Annotated in this window: 20 protein-coding genes, 3 tRNA genes and 1 riboswitch; of the genes, 16 read left to right on the plus strand and 7 right to left on the minus strand. The window is 64.8% G+C overall.

Annotated features, from left to right (window positions below; all coding sequences use genetic code 11):
* Positions 1-125 precede the first annotated feature (125 nt).
* Positions 126-1,673, minus strand: a complete 1,548-nt coding sequence (locus E3N85_RS15160; RefSeq protein ID WP_134464669.1) for a sugar transferase — start codon at positions 1,671-1,673, stop codon at positions 126-128.
* A 483-nt stretch (positions 1,674-2,156) separates the two neighbouring features.
* Here E3N85_RS15160 and E3N85_RS15165 point away from each other — a divergent pair, with 483 nt between their 5' ends.
* On the plus strand, positions 2,157-3,206 hold the full coding sequence (locus E3N85_RS15165; RefSeq protein WP_134464671.1) for a dipeptidase: 1,050 nt from the start codon (positions 2,157-2,159) through the stop codon (positions 3,204-3,206).
* A gap of 56 nt (positions 3,207-3,262) precedes the next feature.
* Positions 3,263-3,326: riboswitch (guanidine-III (ykkC-III) riboswitch) on the plus strand.
* Between the two features lie 11 nt (positions 3,327-3,337).
* The gene (locus tag E3N85_RS15170; protein ID WP_134464673.1) at positions 3,338-3,712 is read left to right on the plus strand and encodes a multidrug efflux SMR transporter; all 375 of its coding nucleotides are present in this window, start codon (positions 3,338-3,340) and stop codon (positions 3,710-3,712) included.
* Here E3N85_RS15170 and E3N85_RS15175 read toward each other — a convergent pair.
* The 5 genes from E3N85_RS15175 to E3N85_RS15195 form a co-directional block, all read right to left on the minus strand.
* Positions 3,709-5,607: a Na+/H+ antiporter gene (locus E3N85_RS15175; protein WP_134464675.1), complete on the minus strand. Its 1,899-nt coding sequence runs from the start codon at positions 5,605-5,607 to the stop codon at positions 3,709-3,711. The two genes, E3N85_RS15170 and E3N85_RS15175, sit on opposite strands and share 4 nt — an antisense overlap.
* A gap of 30 nt (positions 5,608-5,637) precedes the next feature.
* Entirely contained in the window at positions 5,638-6,567 is a 930-nt protein-coding gene (locus E3N85_RS15180; RefSeq protein WP_134464677.1) for an aldo/keto reductase family oxidoreductase, read from the minus strand.
* A 152-nt stretch (positions 6,568-6,719) separates the two neighbouring features.
* A tRNA-Phe gene (locus tag E3N85_RS15185) sits at positions 6,720-6,795 on the minus strand.
* 69 nt (positions 6,796-6,864) lie between these two features.
* A tRNA-Asp gene (locus E3N85_RS15190) sits at positions 6,865-6,938 on the minus strand.
* Between the two features lie 99 nt (positions 6,939-7,037).
* A tRNA-Glu gene (locus tag E3N85_RS15195) sits at positions 7,038-7,110 on the minus strand.
* A 370-nt stretch (positions 7,111-7,480) separates the two neighbouring features.
* Between E3N85_RS15195 and E3N85_RS15200 the strand changes: the two genes are divergently transcribed.
* Both E3N85_RS15200 and E3N85_RS15205 read left to right on the plus strand, forming a co-directional pair.
* Positions 7,481-8,767 carry a M23 family metallopeptidase gene (locus tag E3N85_RS15200; protein WP_241978548.1) on the plus strand — a complete coding sequence of 429 codons (1,287 nt, stop codon included), beginning with the start codon at positions 7,481-7,483 and terminating at the stop codon, positions 8,765-8,767.
* Positions 8,760-10,256 carry an NlpC/P60 family protein gene (locus E3N85_RS15205; protein WP_241978549.1) on the plus strand — a complete coding sequence of 499 codons (1,497 nt, stop codon included), beginning with the start codon at positions 8,760-8,762 and terminating at the stop codon, positions 10,254-10,256. The genes E3N85_RS15200 and E3N85_RS15205 overlap by 8 nt, the downstream gene beginning before the upstream one ends.
* 58 nt (positions 10,257-10,314) lie before the next feature.
* Here the strand turns inward: E3N85_RS15205 and ppa are convergent, their stop codons facing one another.
* Positions 10,315-10,806 (minus strand): inorganic diphosphatase, encoded by a 492-nt coding sequence (gene ppa, locus E3N85_RS15210; protein WP_134464679.1) that lies wholly within the window; start codon positions 10,804-10,806, stop codon positions 10,315-10,317.
* Positions 10,807-10,851: 45 nt separating this feature from the next.
* On the opposite strand from ppa, the gene tilS reads away from it, so the two are divergent.
* The 12 genes from tilS to panC all read left to right on the plus strand — a co-directional run bounded on the left by tilS (position 10,852) and on the right by panC (position 21,181).
* Positions 10,852-11,826 (plus strand): tRNA lysidine(34) synthetase TilS, encoded by a 975-nt coding sequence (tilS, locus tag E3N85_RS15215; RefSeq protein ID WP_134464681.1) that lies wholly within the window; start codon positions 10,852-10,854, stop codon positions 11,824-11,826.
* Positions 11,827-11,854: 28 nt separating this feature from the next.
* Complete coding sequence (gene hpt / locus E3N85_RS15220; protein ID WP_134464683.1) at positions 11,855-12,427, plus strand: hypoxanthine phosphoribosyltransferase; 573 nt, start codon at positions 11,855-11,857, stop codon at positions 12,425-12,427.
* An 82-nt stretch (positions 12,428-12,509) separates the two neighbouring features.
* Complete coding sequence (gene ftsH, locus E3N85_RS15225) at positions 12,510-14,519, plus strand: ATP-dependent zinc metalloprotease FtsH (RefSeq protein WP_134464685.1); 2,010 nt, start codon at positions 12,510-12,512, stop codon at positions 14,517-14,519.
* Positions 14,520-14,525: 6 nt separating this feature from the next.
* Positions 14,526-15,095 (plus strand): GTP cyclohydrolase I FolE, encoded by a 570-nt coding sequence (folE, locus tag E3N85_RS15230; protein WP_134464687.1) that lies wholly within the window; start codon positions 14,526-14,528, stop codon positions 15,093-15,095.
* Complete coding sequence (gene folP / locus E3N85_RS15235) at positions 15,092-15,949, plus strand: dihydropteroate synthase (RefSeq protein ID WP_134464689.1); 858 nt, start codon at positions 15,092-15,094, stop codon at positions 15,947-15,949. The genes folE and folP overlap by 4 nt, the downstream gene beginning before the upstream one ends.
* Positions 15,942-16,304, plus strand: a complete 363-nt coding sequence (gene folB, locus E3N85_RS15240; protein WP_134464691.1) for a dihydroneopterin aldolase — start codon at positions 15,942-15,944, stop codon at positions 16,302-16,304. The genes folP and folB overlap by 8 nt, the downstream gene beginning before the upstream one ends.
* A complete protein-coding gene (gene folK / locus E3N85_RS15245) occupies positions 16,301-16,846 on the plus strand; it encodes a 2-amino-4-hydroxy-6-hydroxymethyldihydropteridine diphosphokinase (protein WP_134464693.1) in 546 nt (181 codons plus the stop codon). The genes folB and folK overlap by 4 nt, the downstream gene beginning before the upstream one ends.
* Positions 16,843-17,313: a DUF3180 domain-containing protein gene (locus tag E3N85_RS15250; RefSeq protein ID WP_134464695.1), complete on the plus strand. Its 471-nt coding sequence runs from the start codon at positions 16,843-16,845 to the stop codon at positions 17,311-17,313. The genes folK and E3N85_RS15250 overlap by 4 nt, the downstream gene beginning before the upstream one ends.
* Positions 17,306-17,878 (plus strand): PH domain-containing protein, encoded by a 573-nt coding sequence (locus E3N85_RS15255; RefSeq protein WP_370289378.1) that lies wholly within the window; start codon positions 17,306-17,308, stop codon positions 17,876-17,878. Before E3N85_RS15250 ends, E3N85_RS15255 begins: the two co-directional genes overlap by 8 nt.
* On the plus strand, positions 17,875-19,554 hold the full coding sequence (locus tag E3N85_RS15260; protein ID WP_134464697.1) for a PH domain-containing protein: 1,680 nt from the start codon (positions 17,875-17,877) through the stop codon (positions 19,552-19,554). The genes E3N85_RS15255 and E3N85_RS15260 overlap by 4 nt, the downstream gene beginning before the upstream one ends.
* Positions 19,551-20,312: a Rossmann-like and DUF2520 domain-containing protein gene (locus E3N85_RS15265; RefSeq protein WP_134464699.1), complete on the plus strand. Its 762-nt coding sequence runs from the start codon at positions 19,551-19,553 to the stop codon at positions 20,310-20,312. The genes E3N85_RS15260 and E3N85_RS15265 overlap by 4 nt, the downstream gene beginning before the upstream one ends.
* Positions 20,309-21,181, plus strand: a complete 873-nt coding sequence (gene panC, locus E3N85_RS15270) for a pantoate--beta-alanine ligase (RefSeq protein WP_134464701.1) — start codon at positions 20,309-20,311, stop codon at positions 21,179-21,181. The genes E3N85_RS15265 and panC overlap by 4 nt, the downstream gene beginning before the upstream one ends.
* The last annotated feature ends 51 nt before the right edge of the window (positions 21,182-21,232 follow it).

Raw genomic sequence — 21,232 nt, forward strand, 5'->3', positions numbered from 1 at the left:
AGAGCGCGAGAGCTCCCCCAGTACAGGTCACGCTGAGGTGAATGATGACAGCCGATGAGACGTGGCCGTTGGCCGCGACACAGGCGTCTCCGAGGGCGAGAAAGCAGCCAGACGGTGCTTCCCGGTCAATATGCCCCTACCGGTTGAATGACGGTCTTGAAGGTGCGCCAGATGATCATCAGGTCGCCGGCGAGCGACCAATTCTCGACGTAGTATAGGTCGAGCCGCACGCTGTCTTCCCAGCTGAGATTCGACCGGCCATTGATCTGCCACATGCCGGTCAGGCCGGGCTTGATGTACAGCCGACGGTGCACGTGGGTCTCGTATACCTGAACTTCCTCGGGCAATGGCGGGCGTGGCCCCACCAGGCTCATCTCGCCGACGAAGATGTTCCACAGCTGGGGCAGCTCGTCGAGCGAGTACTTGCGAAGAACGCGTCCGATCTTGGTTATTCGGGGGTCGTTGCGAATCTTGAACAGCGCCCCGGCGGCTTCATTTTGGTCGAGCAGGCCGGCCAGATCGTCTTCCGCGGTCTGCACCATGGAGCGGAACTTGATTATGCGAAATGTTTCTCCATTGCGGCCGCACCGCTCCTGCCGAAATAGCACGGGGCCGGGGCTGTCCAGTTTGATGAGCACGGCAATCACGGCGAGAACGGGGAGCAAAAACAAAATGGCGAAACTTGTCGTCACGATGTCCAGCGTGCGCTTGAGGGCATGGCGCCCCCCCTCGAAACGGGGAATTTCGACATGGATCAGTGGGAGGCCATCAACCGGGCGAAAATGGATGCGGGGACCAGCGACATCCGTCAGTCGGCTGGACAGAACAAGCTCTGCCGAGGTTCCCTCGAGGTCCCAGCCGAGGCTGCGAATATAGGAACTGCCGCCGCTGGGCTGCCCGGCCACGATGACCGTGTCGACAGCCATGGCAGCCGCCGCAGCAGCGACATGCTCCAAATCGGAGACGATCGGCACCCTGCGCGCGCCCGCCAGGATCTCGTCACCGATGCCGTCTTCGAGGGCGACACCGACGATGTAGTAAGCAGCACCGGATTTGTTGTCGATCTGGCTGACGACGTATTCCACGTCGGCGCGATTTCCGACAACGATCCCGCGAGAAAGGTAGTGACCGAACTTACGCTGGTGCAGCAGCCATTTGCGCCACAGCCACCGTTCGAGAACCAGCGCGATGATGCCGAGAGGAAGCGCCAGAATGAAGTAGAGGCGGGCGATGTCGATCTGAAATATCAGGAAGGTAATGGCGAGCGTGCCGAAGGTCACGGCGCTGGCGTTGATGACTTGTTTGTACTCGGTCGCTCCGACGCCGACGACTCGGGAGTCTCGAGTGTGGAATAGCTCGAGGGTCGTGAGCCAGGTCGCCACGATAAGCAGCGACACCAGCCAGTAGTTGGCGCTGAAAGATCCCGGTTCTGCCGGGATGCCGTCTACGCCGAACCGGGCGACCAGCGCAACACCGACCGCGAGCACAATGACGGCGACATCGGTCAGTCTGAGCTTGGTTCGGTAGCGCCGCGCCCAGATCAACCCCGATGAAGCTGTGTCGACTGCAATGTCGGTGTGCGCCGGTACCGCCTGATCAACGAGTCGAAGCTTGGGGGTGCGGCCCAGTGGCCGGGACTGTGCGAAAGATGCGGACGAATCTGACTCACTCATGCGTTGTCTCCCCTGCGGTCGAACGTGACAGCGCCGCCACATGCAATTGGCCGAGTGTGGTGTAACACGAATCTGCGAAGTTGATTCTGACGGTGGATTGGCGAGACGGAGTGGATATCACGTTGGCATTCCCTGCAGTCGGGTTGACAGGAACAGAGGGGTTAAAGTGACAGTCTGCCAATGCTGGCACTTGTCGTGGCGGGCGGCGTACGAAAATGATTCTTTCTCAGCAACTTACTGGCAGAGAGTACCCCGATTCAAGTCGGCGGCGCAGTCACCTTTATGAGGGTCAATATCCCCCGCGAAGGGGAGGTGGCAGAAGAGTGCGAATCCGACGAACGACTACTCCCGCCCGTGGCCCGGCGTGGCGGGCACGAATACGGCGCATGGCGCCGGAAGTCGTCACCGTCCGAGCGCTCCAAAATGCCCGATAGTGGGGGTCCTAGGCTGGACAAAGCGCATCGATTGCCGGGAAGAGTGCACATGACCGTAAGAATTCCGAAATTTGCCGTTATTGACGGGCACAACGACCTCGCCTGGGCCTGCCGTGAGCGTCGGGACTATTCCGTTACCGGGCTGGACTCCGAGCCTGATTCGGGGCGTAGTCAGTTGCAAACGGATGTCCCCAAGTTGCGTCGAGGAGGGGTACAGGGCCAGTTCTGGTCCGTGTGGGTGCACACCGACCTTGAGGGTTCCGATGCGGTGCAAGCGACGCTCGAGCAAATCGACTTCGTTCACCGCCTGATTGCGGCCTACCCCGATGTTTTCGAACGAGCTGTCACTGCCGACGACGTTGCGCATGCGCAGCAGAGCGGAAGAATTGCGTCGCTTCTGGGGGTCGAGGGCGGTAACCAGATGAACAACTCACTCGCGGTACTGCGCGAGTACGCCCGGCTTGGCGTGCGCTACATGACACTGACTTGGAACTCGTCCACGGCGTGGGCGGACGCAGCTGTCGGCGAGGTGATCCACAACGGCCTCAATGAGCGTGGCCGGGCCGTCATCGCGGAGATGAACCGCATCGGTATCATGGTCGACCTCTCGCACGTTTCCGCTGCCGCGATGCAGGACGCCCTTGACGCCACAACGCTGCCCCTTCTCTTCAGCCACTCTTCGTGTTTTGCCCTCAATCCGCACCCGCGCAACGTTCCGGATGCGATACTCACCCGGCTCGCCGCCAACGACGGTGTGCAGATGATCACCTTCGTGCCGGCGTTCATTTCCGCCGACTACCGACGCTGGGAGGATGGCGGTTCGGTTGGTGAGAAACCGGTCGTCACGGTGGCGGACGTTGCCGACCACGTCGAGCACGCCCGCAGCGTGGCTGGCGTCGATCACATCGGTCTCGGCGGCGACTTTGACGGCTGTGCAGACATGCCGGTCGGCCTGGCCAACGTGTCGGAATACCCGAACCTGTTTATTGAGCTGTCCCGGCGAGGGTGGACGGATGCTGACTTGCAGAAGCTCGGCTACCAAAACGTACTGCGGGTACTCCGCGCGAACGACGCGGCCTATCGGGCCTTCATCGCGTAGTCGCTCTGCGCTCAGTGCTGCACAGGCGTTGCCCAGTGGGGGTGGCTACGGTCAAAATAGGTCGTGGAACGCGGCCCCGGACGATGGATCAGTACCCGGAACGCGACAAGACTGGCCGAGGAGTGTGAACCATGTCGTGGATTCTGCTAATTGTGTCTGGAGTGCTCGAGGCGGTCTGGGCGACAGCGCTGGGAAAATCAGAGGGCTTCACGAAACTGTGGCCGAGCATCATTTTTGGTGGCGCACTCGTACTCAGCATGGCAGGCCTGGCCTGGGCGATGCGCGAAATTCCGATCGGAACGGCCTACGCCGTGTGGGTAGGCATCGGTGCAGCCCTGACGGTGACGTGGGCGATGGTCAGCGGGGATACCAGTGTGTCCTGGCTGAAGATCGCGCTACTCGTCGGGCTCATCGGCTGCATCGTCGGCCTCAAGCTCGTCGACACCCCGTCCAAGGCCGCAGCCCTCGGTGATGGTTCTTCCAGCGTGTCGACGAGCACACGTTAGCCGAGAAGCTCGTCAATGTAGCACCAACGCCATAATTCCCGCGGCTCGGCGCTGCACATGATGGGGTGGCCGGTCTCTCGGAAATGCCTGGTCGCGTGCTGACCGACGGATGAATCGCAGCACCCCACGTTTCCGCACAGCAGGCACATTCGAAGATGCACCGGGCTGGTGCCCTCGCGCACACAGTCGCTGCACTCAGGGTCCTGCGGCACTGGATGTTCACCGACGGCCCGTAAATGCTCGCAGCCGCCCGCTCCCAGCGGGACTCCAGCGGTGTCGGGCCGGGCCGGGGGTTGGGTCTCGGCGCGTAAGTCGACACCGATGTCTTCGGACGAGGAATCCAACAGGGATTCCTCGACATCGAGCATCTCAAGCACTTCACTGATCACCTCGTGAGCGTACTCGCCGGTACGGCGGAGTTTCAAGACCCTGGCCCGCTCAGCGTCGAGCATGAGCAGCCGTAACTGGACGTAGCGCTTGCTGGGAGTGCGGTCTGCGAGCTCCGAACGTCCGAGGCGCTCCCATGCCGCCCGGTTGCGTTCCTGCGTGCGGCGTTCGAGCATGTCGAGCACCTCCGGAGGATCGTCGGGCCGGCCGTGCCGGCGCAGGTTTTCGATCCCGGCGGCGGTTGCCTGATCCATCAGAGCGGCCTGGCTGAGCGCATCCGCTTTCGTATCTGGTCCGCGTACACCCAGGATTCGTACCAGCCACGGCAGGCTGAGGCCCTGCACAACAAGCGTTCCGGCCACCACCCCCAGGGCCGCGAGAACAAGGACGGGACGGTGTGCCACGTCTTCTGGCAGGGCGAAGACTGCAGCCAGGGTGACCACACCGCGCATGCCGGCCCATGACACTATGGCGGGCAACTGCCAGGGCGGTGCGGGGTCGGCCTTCCGAATCTTGGGTATCAGGCGCGGTAGATAAATCGCCGGGAACACCCAAATCGGGCGCAACAGGAGAACCGCGACGAGTATGACAGCGCAGGCGCCCCAGATTCGCGCGGCACCGAGTGAGTCGCCGGAGGTGGCTTCGATGATCGACCGCACCTGCAACCCGATCAGCAGAAAGACGGAGTTCTCGAGCAAGAACTGCACCGTAGCCCAGTTGCTGCGCTGGCTCAAGCGCGAGGCGCCGCCCGGCATGGCGGGCGTCTTGGTGCCGATCACGAGGCCGGCCACGACGACGGCCAACACGCCCGATGCATTGATCCCCTCGGCGGGGAGATAGGCCACGAACGGGGCCGCCAGAGACATGGACGTGTTTATGGCCACGTTGCGTACCCGTTTTCGGATCTGTAGCAGGAGCCACGCCGCGATCAAGCCGACGATGACACCTCCACCGGCAGCAAAAGCGAGGTCTGACGCCACTTGCCAGACGGTGACGCTACCGCCAATCGCAACGATCGCCGTGCGAAGAAGCACCAGTGCGGTCGCATCGTTGACCAGCGACTCACCCTCCAAAAGACTCACCACCCTGCGCGGTAGCCCGACGCGGCGGGCAATCGTTGTCGCCGCCACGGCATCCGGCGGGGCCACCACCGCGCCCAGGGCGAACGCCGCAGCCAAGGGAATCTCCGGCAGCAGCCACCAGACGATCAGGCCGATGGCCACGGTACCGAAAATAACGTAACCAACCGACAGCAGGCCGATAGAACGCAGATTTGTGCGGAACTCGACCAGGGAGGTGCGGATGGCGGCGGCGTAGAGCAGCGGAGGAAGAATTCCCACCAACACCAGTTCCGGATCCAGCTTCACCGCTGGAATGAACGGCAGGTACGAGCCGATTACACCGACGACCACCAGCAGGAGCGGAACGGACAGGTTCAAGCGTCTAGCGAGGGCGCTGGCCGCGCAGACGACGACGACGAGAGTGAGCAGACCGAGTGATACATCCATTTTTTACCGCCAAGGGTTTCTGGGGCCTCACTACGGCAAGATATGTCCGGCGGCGGTGAAGAGTCGATACCATTCTTCCCTGGTGAGGGGAATGTCAGACCCCGCGGCCGATTCGAGCAGGTGTCGCACGCTGGTCGTCCCGAGCACTACCTGCATGTGGGCAGGATGACGAGTGATCCAGGCTACGGCGATGGCAGCCGGAGGAGCATCGTAGGTTCGCGCGAGGTCATCGATGACATCGTTCAACGCAGCGTAGTTTTCACGATCGTTCAAAAAGATGCCGTCGAAGAATCCCTTCTGAAAGGGTGACCACGCCTGAAGTGTGATGTTGTTGAGCCGGCAGTAGTCGAGAATGCCGTTGTCCCGGTCGATGGACTGGTCGAGGCCGGCCATGTTGGCCGAAATTCCGGCGGCGATCAGCGGCGCATGCGTGATGCTCAATTGCACCTGGTTGACGATGAGCGGCTGCGCCACCGAATGCTTCAACAACTCGACCTGCCCGGGAGTGTGATTCGAGACGCCGAAATTGCGCACTTTTCCCGCATCGTGCAGAATGTTGAAGGCCGCGGCGACCTCGTCGGGTTCCACCAGTGCGTCCGGGCGGTGCAGCAGCAGCAGGTCGAGATAGTCGGTCTTCAAGGCCGTGAGCGATTCGTCAACCGACCGAAGAATGTGCTCCTTGGAGAAGTCCCAAAAGCCCGAGCGAATGCCGACCTTCGACTGGAGGGCGACACGTGCCCGCTCCTCCGGCGAGAACGTCACCGCGTCGCCGAAACGTCGCTCGCATTCGTGGGGTTCGCTGCCGTACACGTCGGCGTGATCGAAAAAGTTTATGCCGACGTCTCGGGATGCTCCAACCAGGGACTGGATCTCCTGGTTGGTGAGAGGAACGATCCGCATCAGCCCGAGAACTATATTCGAAACTTCGAAGTGTGTATTCGGTAACGTCATTGTCTTCATGCACCCAGTCTGGGTGCAGACGGGCAAAAACAACAATATGTACTGGTGGTCCCCGATTAACCCAGCGCTCCCAGGCAGCGCGCGAGGGCGAAACGGAGCCTCGAAACGGGCATAAAAAAAGCCACTCCCCAGTTCTTCCTAGGGAGTGGCGGTGGTGGCCCCGACCGGCGTCGATCCGGTGACCTTTCGATTTTCAGTCGAACGCTCTACCAACTGAGCTACAGGGCCCCAAAGATGCGTCGAAAACGCTTCTTCTAAGGAAAAAAGCCCTTCCTTTCGAAAGGGCTAGTGCCTTTGCGACCCTGACCGGACTTGAACCGGCGACCTCCGCCGTGACAGGGCGGCGCGCTAACCAACTGCGCTACAGGGCCTCGATGTAAAACTGTGAAGCTGTGTGCGAGGCACGTGACAAGACTATTCTATTTTTTTTGTTACTTTTTCGTTTACTTTGCGTGCACGTGCTGTTTGCGTAGCCCCAACGGGATTCGAACCCGTGTTAACGCCGTGAAAGGGCGCCGTCCTAGGCCGCTAAACGATGGGGCCGTGAGCCATAATGTTCATGGCTGCCGAAGAGTAAGCATACGGTCTTGTGGGGCGAAGGCCAAATCGACGCGCGGAACATCTGCCCAAATGGAAGGGGCTTGCGATCGTGGTTCGCACCGCGCCCGCAAATATGCGGGCCACGCTGCACTTCGCAGGTTAGATTCGGCCGGAAGACTGGGCGAATGGCTCCCAGCTTGTTACTGTGAAGAATCTGCTCCGGCGCACGTCGCGACTGCTTTAAGCCTGTTGGGAAACAATGATTCGTACTAAAACCGTGATCGGCCGTGGGGCTTTCGTGCCCGCCCGCCGCTCACGTGTTGCCAATTGCTGGCCACGACACACCCTGGCGCTGACCAGCATCCTGGCGGCTATGACCCTTCTGCTGACCCTCGTGAACCCGGTCGCTCCGGCGCAGGCCCTCGAATACCCCTCGTGGCAAGACCTGCAGAATGCCAAGGCGAACACGGTCTCGGCCGCCGCGCAGGTGGCCGCTATCGAGAATCTCATCGCCGGCCTGCAGGCGCAGGAGCAAGAGACCCGGGCCGCCGCCGAGAAGAGCGCCAACGAACTCGAAGTTGCCCAGCAAGAGTTCGACGACGCCGCCCGCCGCGCCGCAGACATTCAGACGCAGGCAGACGCCAGCAAGGCCACAGCGGAAGCCGCCACCACGCAGGCTGGCCAGCTCGCCGCTCAGCTCTACCGCACCGGCGGAACCGACCTCAGCGTGAACCTGTTTCTCGAAGGCGAGGGTGACGGCGCCGATGCCGACCTGCTGCTGGCGAAATTGGGCAATATGAGCAAGCTGGTCGAGCGCAGTGCCGACGTCTACGAATCGGCGCAGACCGCCACGAACAATGCCCAGTCACTCGGTGATCAGGCCAGGGTCGCCCAGGCCGAACGTGAAACCCTGCGCGTCGCCGCCGAGCTGGCGTTGTCCGCGGCTCAGGCTGCGGCTCAGGCTGCGGCGAACGCCCTCGCCGAGTCCGAAGCCAAGAGCGTCGAACTGGAGCAGCAGCTGCAGTTCATGCGCGACGCCCAGGCCACGACGACGGCCGGGTACGAAGCCGGTGTCGCGGAACGTGCTCGGCTTGAAGCCGTCCGGGTTGCCGCTGAAGCAGCGGCCAGGGCGGCAGCGGTACGGGCGGCCGCTGCCGCAGCTGAAGCAGCAGCCGCGAGCTCTGGTGGCTCCGGGGTGTCCGGTGGATCCGGTAGCTCTGCCGGGTCGGTGAGCATGTCTGGCTGGAGCGTTCCGGCCAGCGGGCGCATCACCGGCGGCTACGGCCCCCGGTCGACCATTTGCGGCAGTGGCGGCCAGTGCAGCGGAAGTTTCCACTACGCCACCGACCTCGGAACCGGATGTGGCGCACCGCTCTATGCTGCCCGCGCCGGCGTCGTCACCTGGGCCGGCGCTCTCGGCACATACGGCAACTTCGTGAAGATCAGCCACGGCGACAACGTTTCGACCGGTTACGCCCACATCCAGGACGGCGGCTACAACGTACGCGTCGGCCAGTCGGTGTCCGCCGGGCAGCTCATCGCCAGCTCCGGTGACACCGGAGCCGCCCAGGGGTGCCACCTGCACTTCGAAGTGTGGATTGGTGGAAACCGTATCAATCCGGTTCCATTCATGGCCGATCGGGGAGCATCACTTGGCTAAGAACACCTCAGATTCCACGTCCGCAAGTGCACGAGTGCGCACGACGTCGAAACGGCTACTCTCCGCCGTGGCCATCGGCGCGGTCTCAGCGGTCACAGCATCCGTTGCCGCCGCCGGCGGCGCGGCCTTTGCTGCGCCAGACTACCCAAGCTGGAACGACGTTGAAAAGGCAAAGCAGAACGAGTCGACCAAGCAGGCCGAAATCGCGACTCTCGGCGAACTGCTCGACGGTCTGGCAACCCGAGCCGCGAAGGCCGTGACGACCGCGCAGATTGCGGCCGAGGCTTACCGAGTGACGCAGGACGCCCTGGACGCCGCCACCGCGCGCGAATCCAGCCTCGGTAAACAGGCGGAAGCGGCCGAAGCCACGGCGGCGGTATCGAAGATGCGCGCCGGCCTGATCGCCGCGCACCTCGCAAAATCTGGCGCCAATGGTCTGTCACTCAACCTGTTTCTGAACGGTAACAGCGCAGACGACCTGCTGGGCCAGCTCGGCACCGCCAGCAAACTCAGCGAGCAATCCGAGCGGATCTACACCGAGGCCGTGCAAGACAAGAACGCGGCCGAATCCCTCGGCCAGCAGGCCGCATCGGCGACCACGGAACGGGAGCGTCTCGCCAACGAGTCCAAGACCACCTTTGAGGCGGCCGCCGCCAGTTCCACCGCCGCGCAGACGGCGTACGACACCCAGCAGCGCAGGTCGAGCGAGTTATTCGAACAGCTGGCACTGCTCAAAGACACCACGGTCGAAGCCGAACGCAGCCTTCACGCCGCCGAGGAAGCGGCCGCTGCGGCCCGCGCGTTCGCCCAGGCCCAGGCCTCAGCTGCCGCGGTAGCTGAGGCCGCAGCGGCGCAAGCCCCGCGTGCCCCCGTTGGCTCCGGTTCCGCTTCGCGTTCCGGTTCAGGTTCCGGTTCCGGGCAGCCCGCTACGGTAGGGCAGCCCGCTACGGAGGTGCCGACCGCTCCGGTCGTGCCGGCCGTCGGCGTCGTGCCGGCCGCCCCGGTCACGCCCGTCGCCCCGATCACGCCGCCCACCCGCGTCGTGCCGGTCACGCCGGTCACACCCGCCGCCGCACTGCCGCCAACCGCGCTGGCTCCCGCGCCCACTGCGAGCATCGTTGACACCGCGCTCACGTTCGCCCGCGCCCAACTCGGCGACCGCTACGTCCTCGGTGGCTCCGGCCCCGACTCTTGGGACTGCTCCGGTCTGACCAAGGCCGCCTACGCAGCGGCTGGTGTGTACATCGGCTCCCACTCGGCCACGAACCAGTACAACACCATGGCTCAGCAGGGCACCCTCGTCTCCTTCGCCCAGGTGCAGGTGGGCGACCTGGTGTTTTGGGGCAGCCCGGGCAACTACTATCACGTAGCGATTTACGCGGGCGACGGTCAGATTCTCGAAGCCCCGAACCCGTCGGCCAGCGTGCGCGTGCACAGCATCTGGTCGTCCTGGGCCGTCGCGCCCTACGTCGGCCGCCCAGCCGCTTAACGCAAGAACGGGCTTCTGCCACCGGGTTATCGGTGGCAGAAGCCCGTTCTGGTAGGAGCTAGTGGCCCTCTTCGGCCAGTTTCGCGATGCCGTCGACCACGATCTGGTTGGCTTCAGCGGCGTCGCCCCAGCCTTCGGTCTTGACCCACTTGCCCGGTTCGAGGTCTTTATAGTGCTCGAAGAAGTGCTCGATTTCCTTGCGGGTGTACTCCGGAATGTCGAGGACGTCCTGAATGTGGTCCCAGCGCGGGTCTCCGGCCGGAACGGCGATGACCTTGGCGTCTGAGCCGCCATCATCGGTCATGTTGAACACGCCGACGGGGCGCACGGAGACACCCACGCCCGGAAAGAGCGGGTAGTCGAGCAGCACGAGGACGTCGACGGGGTCGCCGTCGAGGCCGAGGGTGTTCTCGAAGTAGCCGTAGTCGGTGGGGTACATAAAGCTGGTGTACAGCACGCGGTCGAGATAGACCCGACCGGTTTCGTGGTCTACCTCATACTTGTTGCGGCTCCCACGGGGGATTTCAATGACTGCGTCGTATTCGGCCATGGCCTTGTTTCTCCCTTGATCTAAGTCTGCGGATAACGTTACTGGATGGAATCCACCTGCCGCCCGCGCCTAACCCCGGCCATCGCCGATATTCGCCGTGCCGTGCGCACGCTGCTGCCAGCCGAGGGGCTCGTTCTGGTTGGCCTCAGCGGCGGAGCCGATTCGCTTGCACTCGCCGCCGCGACCGCCTTCGAAGCCGCACGCGCTGGTATCGGGGCCGGAGCGGTCATCATCGACCACAACCTGCAAGACGGGTCAGCGGATGTCGCGGCGAGGGCTGCCGAGATAGCCCGCCAGCTCGGCCTCGACCCGGTACTCGTGATGAGCGTGACGGTCGACCGGGACGGAACCGGGCCGGAGGCCGAAGCGCGCACCGCTCGCTATGCGGCGTTCGACGATGCCCTCGAGGACAGCGGGGCGGGCGGTGTGCTGCTCGGGCACACCCTCGATGATCAGGCCGAAACCGTGCTGCTCGGCTTGGCCCGCGGTTCGGGACCGACGAGCCTTCGGGGCATGGCGGCGCGAACCGGGCCGATTCTGCGACCGTTGCTCGGTATACGTCGGGCGACCACCCGACAATTCTGCGTTGATGCGGGCCTCGACGCGTGGACCGACCCCCAGAATTTCGATCCGCGCTATGCCCGGGTGCGGGTGCGGGAAACGGTGTTGCCGCTGTTGGAGAATGAGCTCGGTCCCGGCATCGGGGTAGCGCTCGCCCGCACCGCCGAGGCCGTGCGCGAGGATTCCGACGCGCTCGACGAGTTGGCACACATCGCGCTGCACAAGCACTGGGCGAATGGTGAGATCACGGCCGTCGCGCTCGCTGCTCAACCCGCCGCGGTGCGGCAGCGCATGATTCGCTTCGGAGTCGAAGAGCACTGCGGGGTATGGCTGAATCGCGGGCAGACCCTGGCCGTGGCGGCGCTCGTGACGGATTGGCACGGACAGGGGGTGCTCAGTCTGCCAGGCATTAGGGTTGATCGTCAGGACGGAGTGTTAATCTTTTCCGTGCCCGCGTAAACCTGAAGAAATGGACTGCACCCCTCACATGGAACCTCGCGACATTGACGGCGACCTCACCGAGATCCTGATCAGCGAGGAGCAGATTCGAGCTCGCCTGGCCGAAATGTCACGCCAGATCGAGATCGACTACGCCGACACCGATCTGCTGCTGGTCGGCGTACTCAAGGGCGCGGTTATGGTCATGGCCGATCTGGCCCGTGAACTGCACCATCCGGTCACCATGGACTGGATGGCCGTCAGCTCCTACGGCTCCGGCACACAGTCGAGCGGCGTCGTGCGCATTCTGAAAGACCTCGACACCGACCTGTCCGGCCGCAACGTGCTCATCGTCGAGGACATCATCGACTCTGGGCTGACCCTGTCGTGGCTGCTGGCAAACCTGAAAACTCGTGGCCCGGCATCCATTGAGATCTGCGCATTGCTGCGCAAGCCGGATGCGGCGCGCGTCGATATCGACGTGAAATACGTCGGCTTCAACATTCCGAACAAGTTCGTCGTTGGCTACGGCCTGGACTACGGCGAGAAATATCGCAACCTGCGCTCGGTGGGCATTCTGGCCCCCCACGTGTACTCCGGCGTCGCCGCAGCCGCTTTCTAGGCTGAGCCCGCGCACCAACCGGGTTTTCCTTTGGGCGAACACACGGCATTCCCTTGTAATCGAGCGCTAGCCTGAGGTCACCATGAACGTCAAGAAGCTACTACGCGGCCCGATTCTCTACATTGTGCTCGCCGTCATCGCCGTCTGGGTGGGGTCAAGCCTCATCACCATGTCCGGCTTTCGTGAAGTCAGCACCCAAGAGGGTCTCGGCTATCTGAAATCGGGCAACGTCGCAGAGGCCACCATCGTCGACGGCGAGCAGCGCGTCGACCTCACGCTGACCAAGGCCAGCGGCGACCTCGGCACCCAGGTGCAGTTCTACTACGTCGCCCCGCGTGGCCAAGAGATCATCACCGCAGTGAGCGCGGCAAACCCGAAGGACGGGTTCACCGACGAGGTGCCCCAGCCCAACTGGGTGCTCACCGTTCTGAGCTTCTTGCTTCCCGTATTGCTGATCGGTGCCTTCTTCTGGCTCATGATCTCGATGCAGGGCGGTGGCAGCAAGGTGATGAAGTTCGGCAAGTCCAAGGCCAAGCTCGTTTCCAAGGAGAGCCCGCAGGTCACTTTCGCTGACGTCGCCGGCGCCGACGAGGCCATCGAAGAGCTCGAAGAAATCAAGGACTTTCTGAAGGAGCCGGCCAAGTTTCAGGCGGTTGGCGCCCGAATCCCGAAGGGCGTGCTGCTGTACGGCCCTCCCGGAACCGGTAAAACGCTGCTGGCCCGTGCGGTGGCCGGCGAGGCCAACGTGCCGTTCTACGCCATCAGCGGTTCGGACTTCGTCGAAATGTTCGTCGGCGTCGGTGCCAGTCGCGTGCGTGACCTCTTTAGTCAGGCCAAGGACAACGCGCCCGCCATCATTTTCATCGACGAGATCGACGCCGTCGGTCGTCACCGCGGTGCCGGCATGGGCGGCGGTCACGACGAACGCGAGCAGACCCTCAACCAGCTTCTGGTCGAGATGGACGGCTTCGACGTGAAAGCCAACGTCATTCTCATCGCCGCCACCAACCGCCCCGACATCCTCGACCCCGCGCTGCTTCGCCCGGGCCGATTCGACCGTCAGATCGGCGTCGACGCGCCCGATATGCTCGGCCGCAAGCGCATCCTCGAGGTGCACTCCAAGGGCAAGCCGATGGCAGAGGGCGTTGACCTCGAAGTGCTCGCCCGTAAGACGCCCGGATTCACCGGCGCCGACCTGGCCAACGTACTCAACGAAGCCGCACTGCTCACCGCCCGGTCCAACGCCCAGCTCATTGACAACCGTGCCCTTGACGAGGCCGTCGACCGGGTCATGGCGGGACCGCAACGACGCACGCGTGTCATGCGCGACAAGGAAAAGCTCATCACCGCGTACCACGAGGGCGGACACGCCCTCGTCGCCACCGCGATGAACTTCACCGACCCGGTCACCAAGATCACGATTCTTCCGCGCGGCCGGGCCCTCGGCTACACGATGGTCATGCCGCTCGAAGACCGGTACTCGGTCACGCGTAACGAACTGCTCGACCAGTTGGCCTATGCCATGGGCGGCCGTGTCGCCGAAGAAATCATTTTTCACGACCCGACCAGTGGTGCCTCCAACGACATCGAGAAAGCCACGGCGACCGCCCGCAAGATGGTGACCGAGTTCGGCATGAGCAGCGTCGTCGGTCCGCTCAAGCTCGGCCAGGGCTCGGGCGAGGTTTTTCTCGGCCGCGACATGGGTCACCAGCGCGACTACTCGGAGCGGGTCGCCGAGAGCGTCGACCGCGAGGTGCGCCAACTACTTGAAGACGCCCACGACGAGGCCTATGAGGTTCTTATCAAGAACCGCGTGATCCTGGACGAGCTCGCTTCGGCCCTGCTCGAGCATGAAACGCTCGACCAGACCGCCCTCGCCGAGATCTTCGCCAATGTCGAGCAGCTGCCGCCCCGCCCGCAGTGGCTCTCCAGCGACAAGCGCCCCGTCTCCGACGTGCCGCCGATCGCGATGCCCGCCCCGAAGGCCCCCATCGACGGCGACGCCGTTGATGGTGGCATCTCCAGCGGCGACGCACTCCACGCCAAACCAAAACGCGCGCCGGCTCTCAAACCCCGCCCCGCGACCGCCTAGGCGCTCGTGGCAGTGGACAGGGCGCGCATCCGGGTGGCCGTCTCGGAAATTCTCGCCGCAATCGGTGAGGATCCCGAGCGGGCCGGCTTGGAGAGCACCCCACGACGGGTAGCGGATGCCTACGCCGAGTTCTTCGTCGGCCTCGACCAAAATCCGCAAGACCTGCTGCAGGACTTCGTTCCGGTCGCAGGCAGTACCGGCGAACTCGTGCTGCTGCGCGATATCTCCTTTCGCTCGATCTGTGAACACCACCTGCTGCCGTTTCTCGGCACGGCCCACGTGGCGTATCTACCACGGGATCGCGTCGTCGGCCTCGGGCGGCTGCCCTCCGTGGTGGAGACCATCGCCGCCCGGCCGCAGCTGCAGGAACGTCTCACCGAGGAGATCGCTGACGCCCTGCAGGAGGGCCTCGACCCGCTCGGCGTGCTCGTCGTGCTCGACGCCGTGCACGGCTGCGTCGGCACCCGTGGCCCGCGCCAGGCCGCGAGTTCTACCGTGACCATGGCGTCCCGCGGCACCCTGATGGAGCCGACGGCCCGCGCCGAGATCATTGCGTTGATTTCGGCTGGCGGGTGACCCTCATCATGGGTGTGCTCAATGTCACCCCCGACTCCTTTAGCGATGGCGGACAGTGGGCGTCAACGGATGCCGCCATCGAGCACGGACTGCTGCTGCACGCCCAGGGCGCTGACCTGATCGATGTGGGCGGCGAGTCCACCCGGCCCGGCGCCACCCGTGTCGCGCCGGAACACGAGCAGCGCCGAATCCTGCCGGTGGTCACGGAGCTCGCCAGTCAGGGGCTGCGACTGAGCATCGACACGCTCAACGCCGCGACCGCCCTCGCCGCCGCGAAAGCGGGTGCGAGCATCATCAACGATGTGTCGGGCGGGCTCGCGGACCCCGGCATGGCCGCCGTCGCCGCCGAAACCGGCCTTACCTATGTCGCCATGCACTGGCGCGCTCATGCCCAGCAGATGGACGCTCTCGCCGACTACGGTGATGTCGTCACCGATGTCATCGCCGAACTCAGCGCCCGCGTCGACGCCTTGACCGACGCCGGAGTGGCCAGGGAGCACATCGTGCTCGACCCCGGTCTCGGATTCTCCAAGAGGGCCGAACACAACTGGCAGCTCATCAACAGGCTCGACGCCTTCGCAGAACTGGGCCTCCCGGTCATGGTCGGCGCATCGCGCAAACGTTTTCTCGCCGGGGTGCTGCCGGTCGATGCGCCCGTGCTGGGTCGTGACCTGCCAACGGCGGTGGTCAGCGTGCTGGCTGCCCAGGCCGGAGCCTGGGCAGTCCGGGTGCACGACGTGGCCGGGACGCGCACGGCCCTCAACGTGCTCGCCAGCGTGCGCCAGTCGACGCCCCCGGGTACAAGGCAGGTGCCGGGCGCCGCGTCGCGTCCGCCACAATGGATCCATGACTGATTCGATCACCCTCACCGGCCTGCGGGTGAACGCCCACCACGGCGTCTACGACTTTGAGAAAGAAAACGGTCAGGACTTCGTCATCGACGTGACCGTCTGGCTCGACCTGCTCCAGGCGGCCGCGAGCGATGACGTGACCCAGACCATCCATTACGGCACCCTCGCCGAGGAGGTCACCGACGCGGTGGCGCACAACCCGGTCGATCTCATCGAAACCGTGGCCGAACGCATCGCGAAGGTCGTGTTGGCCCACCCGCCGGCGCTGCGCGTGCAGGTCACGGTGCACAAACCACAGGCTCCGATTTCGGTTCCGTTCACCGACGTCGCCGTGCAGATCACCCGGTCGCGGCCATGACCGGTCGCAGTGAACGCGTCGTTCTCGCCCTCGGCAGCAACCTCGGTGACCGGGCGGCCACGCTGGCCGACGCCGTGCACGATCTCGCCGGCCTGGCCGGTGCCACGCTGGTGGCCGTCTCGCCCGTCTACGAATCCGCCGCCGTGAAACTCGACGGTGTCGACGAGAACGCTCCGCGGTACCTCAACGCGGTGCTGACCATCGACTACAGCGGTGACCCGTACGCCCTGCTCGACGCCGTCAACGCCATCGAAGCGGAGCACGGCCGGGTGCGCGCCGAGCGCTGGGGAGACCGCACACTCGATATCGACCTCATCGTGTTCGGACAGCGAAGCGTCGACGACGCCCGCCTCACCCTGCCGCACCCACGCGCGGCGGAACGTGACTTCGTACTGGTGCCCTGGCTTGATCTCGACGCGCAAGCTGTCATCCCCGGCCGTGGGCTGGTGCGCAACCTGCTCGTCGCGACCGGCAACACCGTGCGCCGGGCAGCGGATGTCGTCGCCCTCGACCCGGCACCGGCCCCCGGAGGCGGGCGATGAAGCGCTCGCACGCGACCGGATTGCTCGCGGTTCTGCTCATCGGCCTCGTGATCGGCTTTCTCCTCGAGATTGCCTTCGCGGCGTCCGGGGCCCCGATGGTCGTTCCGCCGGCGACCCTGCCATTGACGCTGATTCTGCTGGCCGTCGTCGTCGTGAGCCTGGCCTGGCAGGTGCGCCAGGGCAGCCGCCGCAGGGCACTGCGCCGGATCGACCCGTTCTGGGCCATGCGCGTTGCCGTGCTGTCGAAGGCGACCTCGCTGTCGGCCTCGTTGCTGCTTGGAATCGCTTTCGGTATCGTGCTGTACATTCTCACCCGATCGGTAGTTCCCGCCGTCACCTCGTTATGGCTCGCGATAGGCACGGCCCTGGGGGCAGCCCTCATGCTCACGGCCGGTCTCGTAGCCGAAAACTTCTGCACTTTGCCGCCCGACGACGACACCGACGAGCCCGGAGGTACGCGTGCCTGATCGCGAAGTACCCGAAAGGAACCCCGCCGTTCCCAAGTACGTGCCCGAATCACCCGAACCCGCTGCATCACCCGAACCGTCTGAGCGCCTCGACCTGACCGAGGCGGGGGAGTGGAAGGGCGTCTCCCCGAAGTACGTGGTGGTGGAGATCGTCGGCACCATCGTGAACGCCGTCGTCGTCTGCGGCGGTGCGAGCCTGCTCTGGCTTCTGCTCGACCAGACCTGGGCGATGTGGGTTGGCATCGTGGTGCTGGTCATATCGATCATCAACCTCGTGTTCGAACCGCGGCGTGTGCGTGCCATCGGCTATCTGCTGCGGGGCGATGACCTGCTCTTTCGTCGCGGCATCCTCTTTCAACGTTTCGTTGCGGTGCCCTACGGGCGCATGCAGCTCATCGACATCACCCGCGGCCCGGTCGCCCGGTGGCTCGGCCTGGCCGATCTCAAGTTCGTGACCGCCGCGGCGACCGCTGGGGTGTCCATTCCCGGGCTGGCCGAGGGTGACGCCGAGAGCCTGCGCGACCGGCTGGTAGAGCTCGCGGAGAGTCGCCGGGCGGGGCTGTGAGCGAGCCCGTTGCTTCGGTTCCGGCGCCCCTCGCGGCGCCGCGAACCGACCTCACCGACGGTGAATGGCATCGCCTGCACCCGGCGACACCGCTGCTGCGCGGCGGTATCTTCATGGTCGCGATCATCGGCTTCATTTTCGCCAACCTGCGCGAACGACTCATCGACCTGTTCATCGGTCAGGAGAACCACGGCGGCGATCCGATCGGCGAGATCTACCAACGCGGCGCCACCGGCTGGGCGCTGCTGATCATCGCCGGCGTGCTCATCGTCATTCTCGTCGTGTTCTACCTTTCCTGGCGCATGCACACTTTTCGCGTGAACGGCGAAATCGTTGAAGTGCGCAGCGGTCTCATCTTTCGCAGCAATCGAAAGGCCAGACTCGACCGGGTGCAGGGCGTCAACCTGGCTCGGCCGTTGTTTCCCCGCCTGTTCGGTGCCGCCCGGCTCGAGATCACCGTCGCCGGGCAGGACGGCAACGTGCAGCTGGCCTACCTGGGATCGAAACTAGCGGATGACTTGCGCCGCGACATCCTGCATCTCGCCTCGGGTCTGCGGCAGGCCAGGCAGCCCGCCGATACGCCCGACGTTCTCGCACCAACGCCAGGGGATGACGCCGCACCGGCCCCGCTTGGCGACAGCGCAGCACCAACGTTTATCGGGCCGCCCACCGCTCACTCGGCCCTCGGCGACTTCGCAACCGCGCGCTACCACGAGTTTCGGGCCCCAGACCTGGATCCGGAGGCCGTGCCGCCGGAGTCGGTCGTGCGCATTCCGCCGGGGCGGCTGATCGGGTCGGTCGTGCTCAGCGGCTTCACCGTCTTTCTACTCCTGGCCGCGATCGGACTCATCGTCAGCGTGATCGCCGGAAGCAGCGGCTGGGTGCTCGTAGCCGTGCTACCGGGCCTCATCGGCAGCGTCGGCTACTACTTCTCCCGCGTCACCAAGACGTTGCGGTTCAGCATCGCGGGAACAAGCGATGGCGTACGCATCGGCTTCGGTCTGCTCTCGACCAGCAGCCAGACCCTGCCGCCCGGGCGCATCCACGCCATCGAGGTGTCGCAGCCCATTCTCTGGCGCCGGTTCGGCTGGTGGCAGATCAGCATCAACACGGCCAGTCAAGCCTCCGGCCGTAGCTCTACCACCCCGACCAGCTCCATCATCCTGCCGGTCGGCTCCCTCGCCGACGTCGCAAAAGTGCTGGAACTGGTCCTGCCCGGGTTTGAAACCGACACCCATCGGGCCCTGGTTGAAAACGGCATGCTCGGCGGTCGCAGGAGGGACGCCGGCGTCGCCGATTTCTACAGCAATGCCCCAGCGCGGGCGGTCTGGCTGCGCCCCTTCTCGTGGTGGCGCACCGGCTGGGCGGTCTCGGGCAACGTCGCACTCATCCGCCGCGGTGTGCTCGCGCGCGACCTGATCCTCGTGCCCCTGGCCCGCATGCAGGGCGTGCGCATCAGCCAGGGGCCCGTGCGCCGAAGGCTACGCCTCGCCTCCGCGGACCTGCTCACGGTGGCCGGGCCCGTCACCGCGTCCCTGCGCGTCATCGACGTAGACGAAGCTGTGGTTCTCTTGAAGTGGATGTCCACGGGCGCGGTGCGATCGGCGCGCGCCGACACCAGCCACCAGTGGAGCCGGACCGAAGCGACACCACCAACCAAGGGAGCGACCGAATGAATGCCAAACCGGGACGTCTCGGCGTCGGAATTATCGGCGCCGGCCACGTTGGCCCCATTCTCGGCGCCGCCCTGGCCGGTGCCGGCCACGCGATCGTCGGCATCTCTGCGATCTCGCAGGCCAGCCGTGACCGCGCCGAAGCCATTTTGCCGCTCGTGCCGATTCTGACCGTGTCCGAGGTGGTCGAACGCAGCGAACTGGTCATTATCGCGGTGCCTGACGCCCAACTGGAGAGCCTGGTCCAGGGCCTCGCCGCGACGAACACCTGGCAGCCTGGCCAACTCGTGCTGCACACCTCCGCCCGGTACGGCACCGCCGTGCTCGCTCCGGCGCAGGCCGCCGGGGCGATCCCACTCGCCATTCACCCGGCAATGGCGTTCACCGGCACGAGCCTCGACCTGGCCAGGCTCGCCGACAGCTATTTCGCGGTGACCGCTCCCGGCCCGGTATTGCCCATCGGGCAGGCGCTCGCCGTGGAGATGGGCGGCGAACCGCTCATCGTCGCCGAAGGCGACCGCGCCAGCTACGCCGAAGCCATCCAGATCGCCTCGGCCTTCTCCATCTCGATCGTCGAGCAGGCCACGAGTCTGCTTGCCAAAATTGGCCTCGAGCATCCGGGAGCTATTCTGGGACCGCTGTTGCACTCCGCGATGGAAAACGCCCTCGGACGCACGGGCCCCGAACGCTTGGACCTGGCCGGGCTCGATGAGATCGAGCCACGCCAGCATCCGCTTGACGACGATCGGTCGCGCGAATGAGGATGCCAGAAGTTATCAGCACCATTGCTCAGCTGCATGACCGGCTGGGGCAGGCCCGCGATCGCGCTGCGCTGACCGGCGGTGACACCCGCATCGTGCTCGTGCCGACCATGGGCGCCCTGCACGCCGGTCACCTCGCGCTGGTGCGCCGGGCGCACGCCCTGGGCGACATCGTGGTGGTATCGATTTTCGTGAATCCGCTGCAGTTCGGAGCTGGCGAAGACCTCGACAGCTATCCACGCACCCGCGACGCCGATCTCGCAGCCCTCGCGATCGAGAACGTGGCGTTCGTGTTTGCGCCCAGTGCTCGGGAAATGTATCCGAGAGGCGCGAGCGACACCCGGGTCAGCGCCGGTACGATCGGCTCCCTGTACGAGGGTGCCGCACGCCCCGGCCACTTCGACGGCATGCTCACGGTCGTGGCAAAACTGCTGAATATCGTCACGCCGGATGCCGCGGTATTCGGTCAAAAAGATGGCCAACAGGCCTTTCTGGTGCGGCGCATGGTCGCCGATCTTGACGTGCGCACCGTCATCGAGGTCGTCGACACTGTGCGCGAACCGAGCGGGCTGGCCCTCTCGAGCCGCAACCGCTATCTCGACGAGCAGCAGCACACGGCAGCCGAGGCGCTGTTCTCCGCCCTCACTGCGGCCGCCCGGAACGCGCAGGCCGGCCCTGCGGCCGCGCTGTCCGCGGCACGCGCGCGCATTGCCGCCCAACCGCTGGTTAAACTGGACTATCTCGTGATCGTGCACCCGCAGACGCTTTTGGCAGTGCACGACGACTATCGCGGGCCGGCTCGGATGCTCGTGGCCGCGTGGGTCGGCACCACCAGACTGATCGACAACGCATCGCTGAGCCTCGGCTGAGCGCAGCATCCGCTTCTTGTGAACTGACAGCACCAACGGAGAACCGCATGA

The sequence above is a fragment of the Cryobacterium sp. Hz9 genome (assembly GCF_004402825.1).
GTDB lineage: Bacteria > Actinomycetota > Actinomycetes > Actinomycetales > Microbacteriaceae > Cryobacterium > Cryobacterium gelidum.

Coding starts and splice junctions, on each gene's coding strand:
- E3N85_RS15160 (WP_134464669.1), bottom strand. CDS start 1,673: ATGAGTGAGTCAGATTCGTCCGCATCTTTCGCACAGTCCCGGCCACTG.
- E3N85_RS15165 (WP_134464671.1), top strand. CDS start 2,157: ATGACCGTAAGAATTCCGAAATTTGCCGTTATTGACGGGCACAACGAC.
- E3N85_RS15170 (WP_134464673.1), top strand. CDS start 3,338: ATGTCGTGGATTCTGCTAATTGTGTCTGGAGTGCTCGAGGCGGTCTGG.
- E3N85_RS15175 (WP_134464675.1), bottom strand. CDS start 5,607: ATGGATGTATCACTCGGTCTGCTCACTCTCGTCGTCGTCGTCTGCGCG.
- E3N85_RS15180 (WP_134464677.1), bottom strand. CDS start 6,567: ATGAAGACAATGACGTTACCGAATACACACTTCGAAGTTTCGAATATA.
- E3N85_RS15200 (WP_241978548.1), top strand. CDS start 7,481: ATGACCCTTCTGCTGACCCTCGTGAACCCGGTCGCTCCGGCGCAGGCC.
- ppa (WP_134464679.1), bottom strand. CDS start 10,806: ATGGCCGAATACGACGCAGTCATTGAAATCCCCCGTGGGAGCCGCAAC.
- tilS (WP_134464681.1), top strand. CDS start 10,852: ATGGAATCCACCTGCCGCCCGCGCCTAACCCCGGCCATCGCCGATATT.
- hpt (WP_134464683.1), top strand. CDS start 11,855: ATGGAACCTCGCGACATTGACGGCGACCTCACCGAGATCCTGATCAGC.
- ftsH (WP_134464685.1), top strand. CDS start 12,510: ATGAACGTCAAGAAGCTACTACGCGGCCCGATTCTCTACATTGTGCTC.
- folB (WP_134464691.1), top strand. CDS start 15,942: ATGACTGATTCGATCACCCTCACCGGCCTGCGGGTGAACGCCCACCAC.
- folK (WP_134464693.1), top strand. CDS start 16,301: ATGACCGGTCGCAGTGAACGCGTCGTTCTCGCCCTCGGCAGCAACCTC.
- E3N85_RS15250 (WP_134464695.1), top strand. CDS start 16,843: ATGAAGCGCTCGCACGCGACCGGATTGCTCGCGGTTCTGCTCATCGGC.
- E3N85_RS15265 (WP_134464699.1), top strand. CDS start 19,551: ATGAATGCCAAACCGGGACGTCTCGGCGTCGGAATTATCGGCGCCGGC.
- panC (WP_134464701.1), top strand. CDS start 20,309: ATGAGGATGCCAGAAGTTATCAGCACCATTGCTCAGCTGCATGACCGG.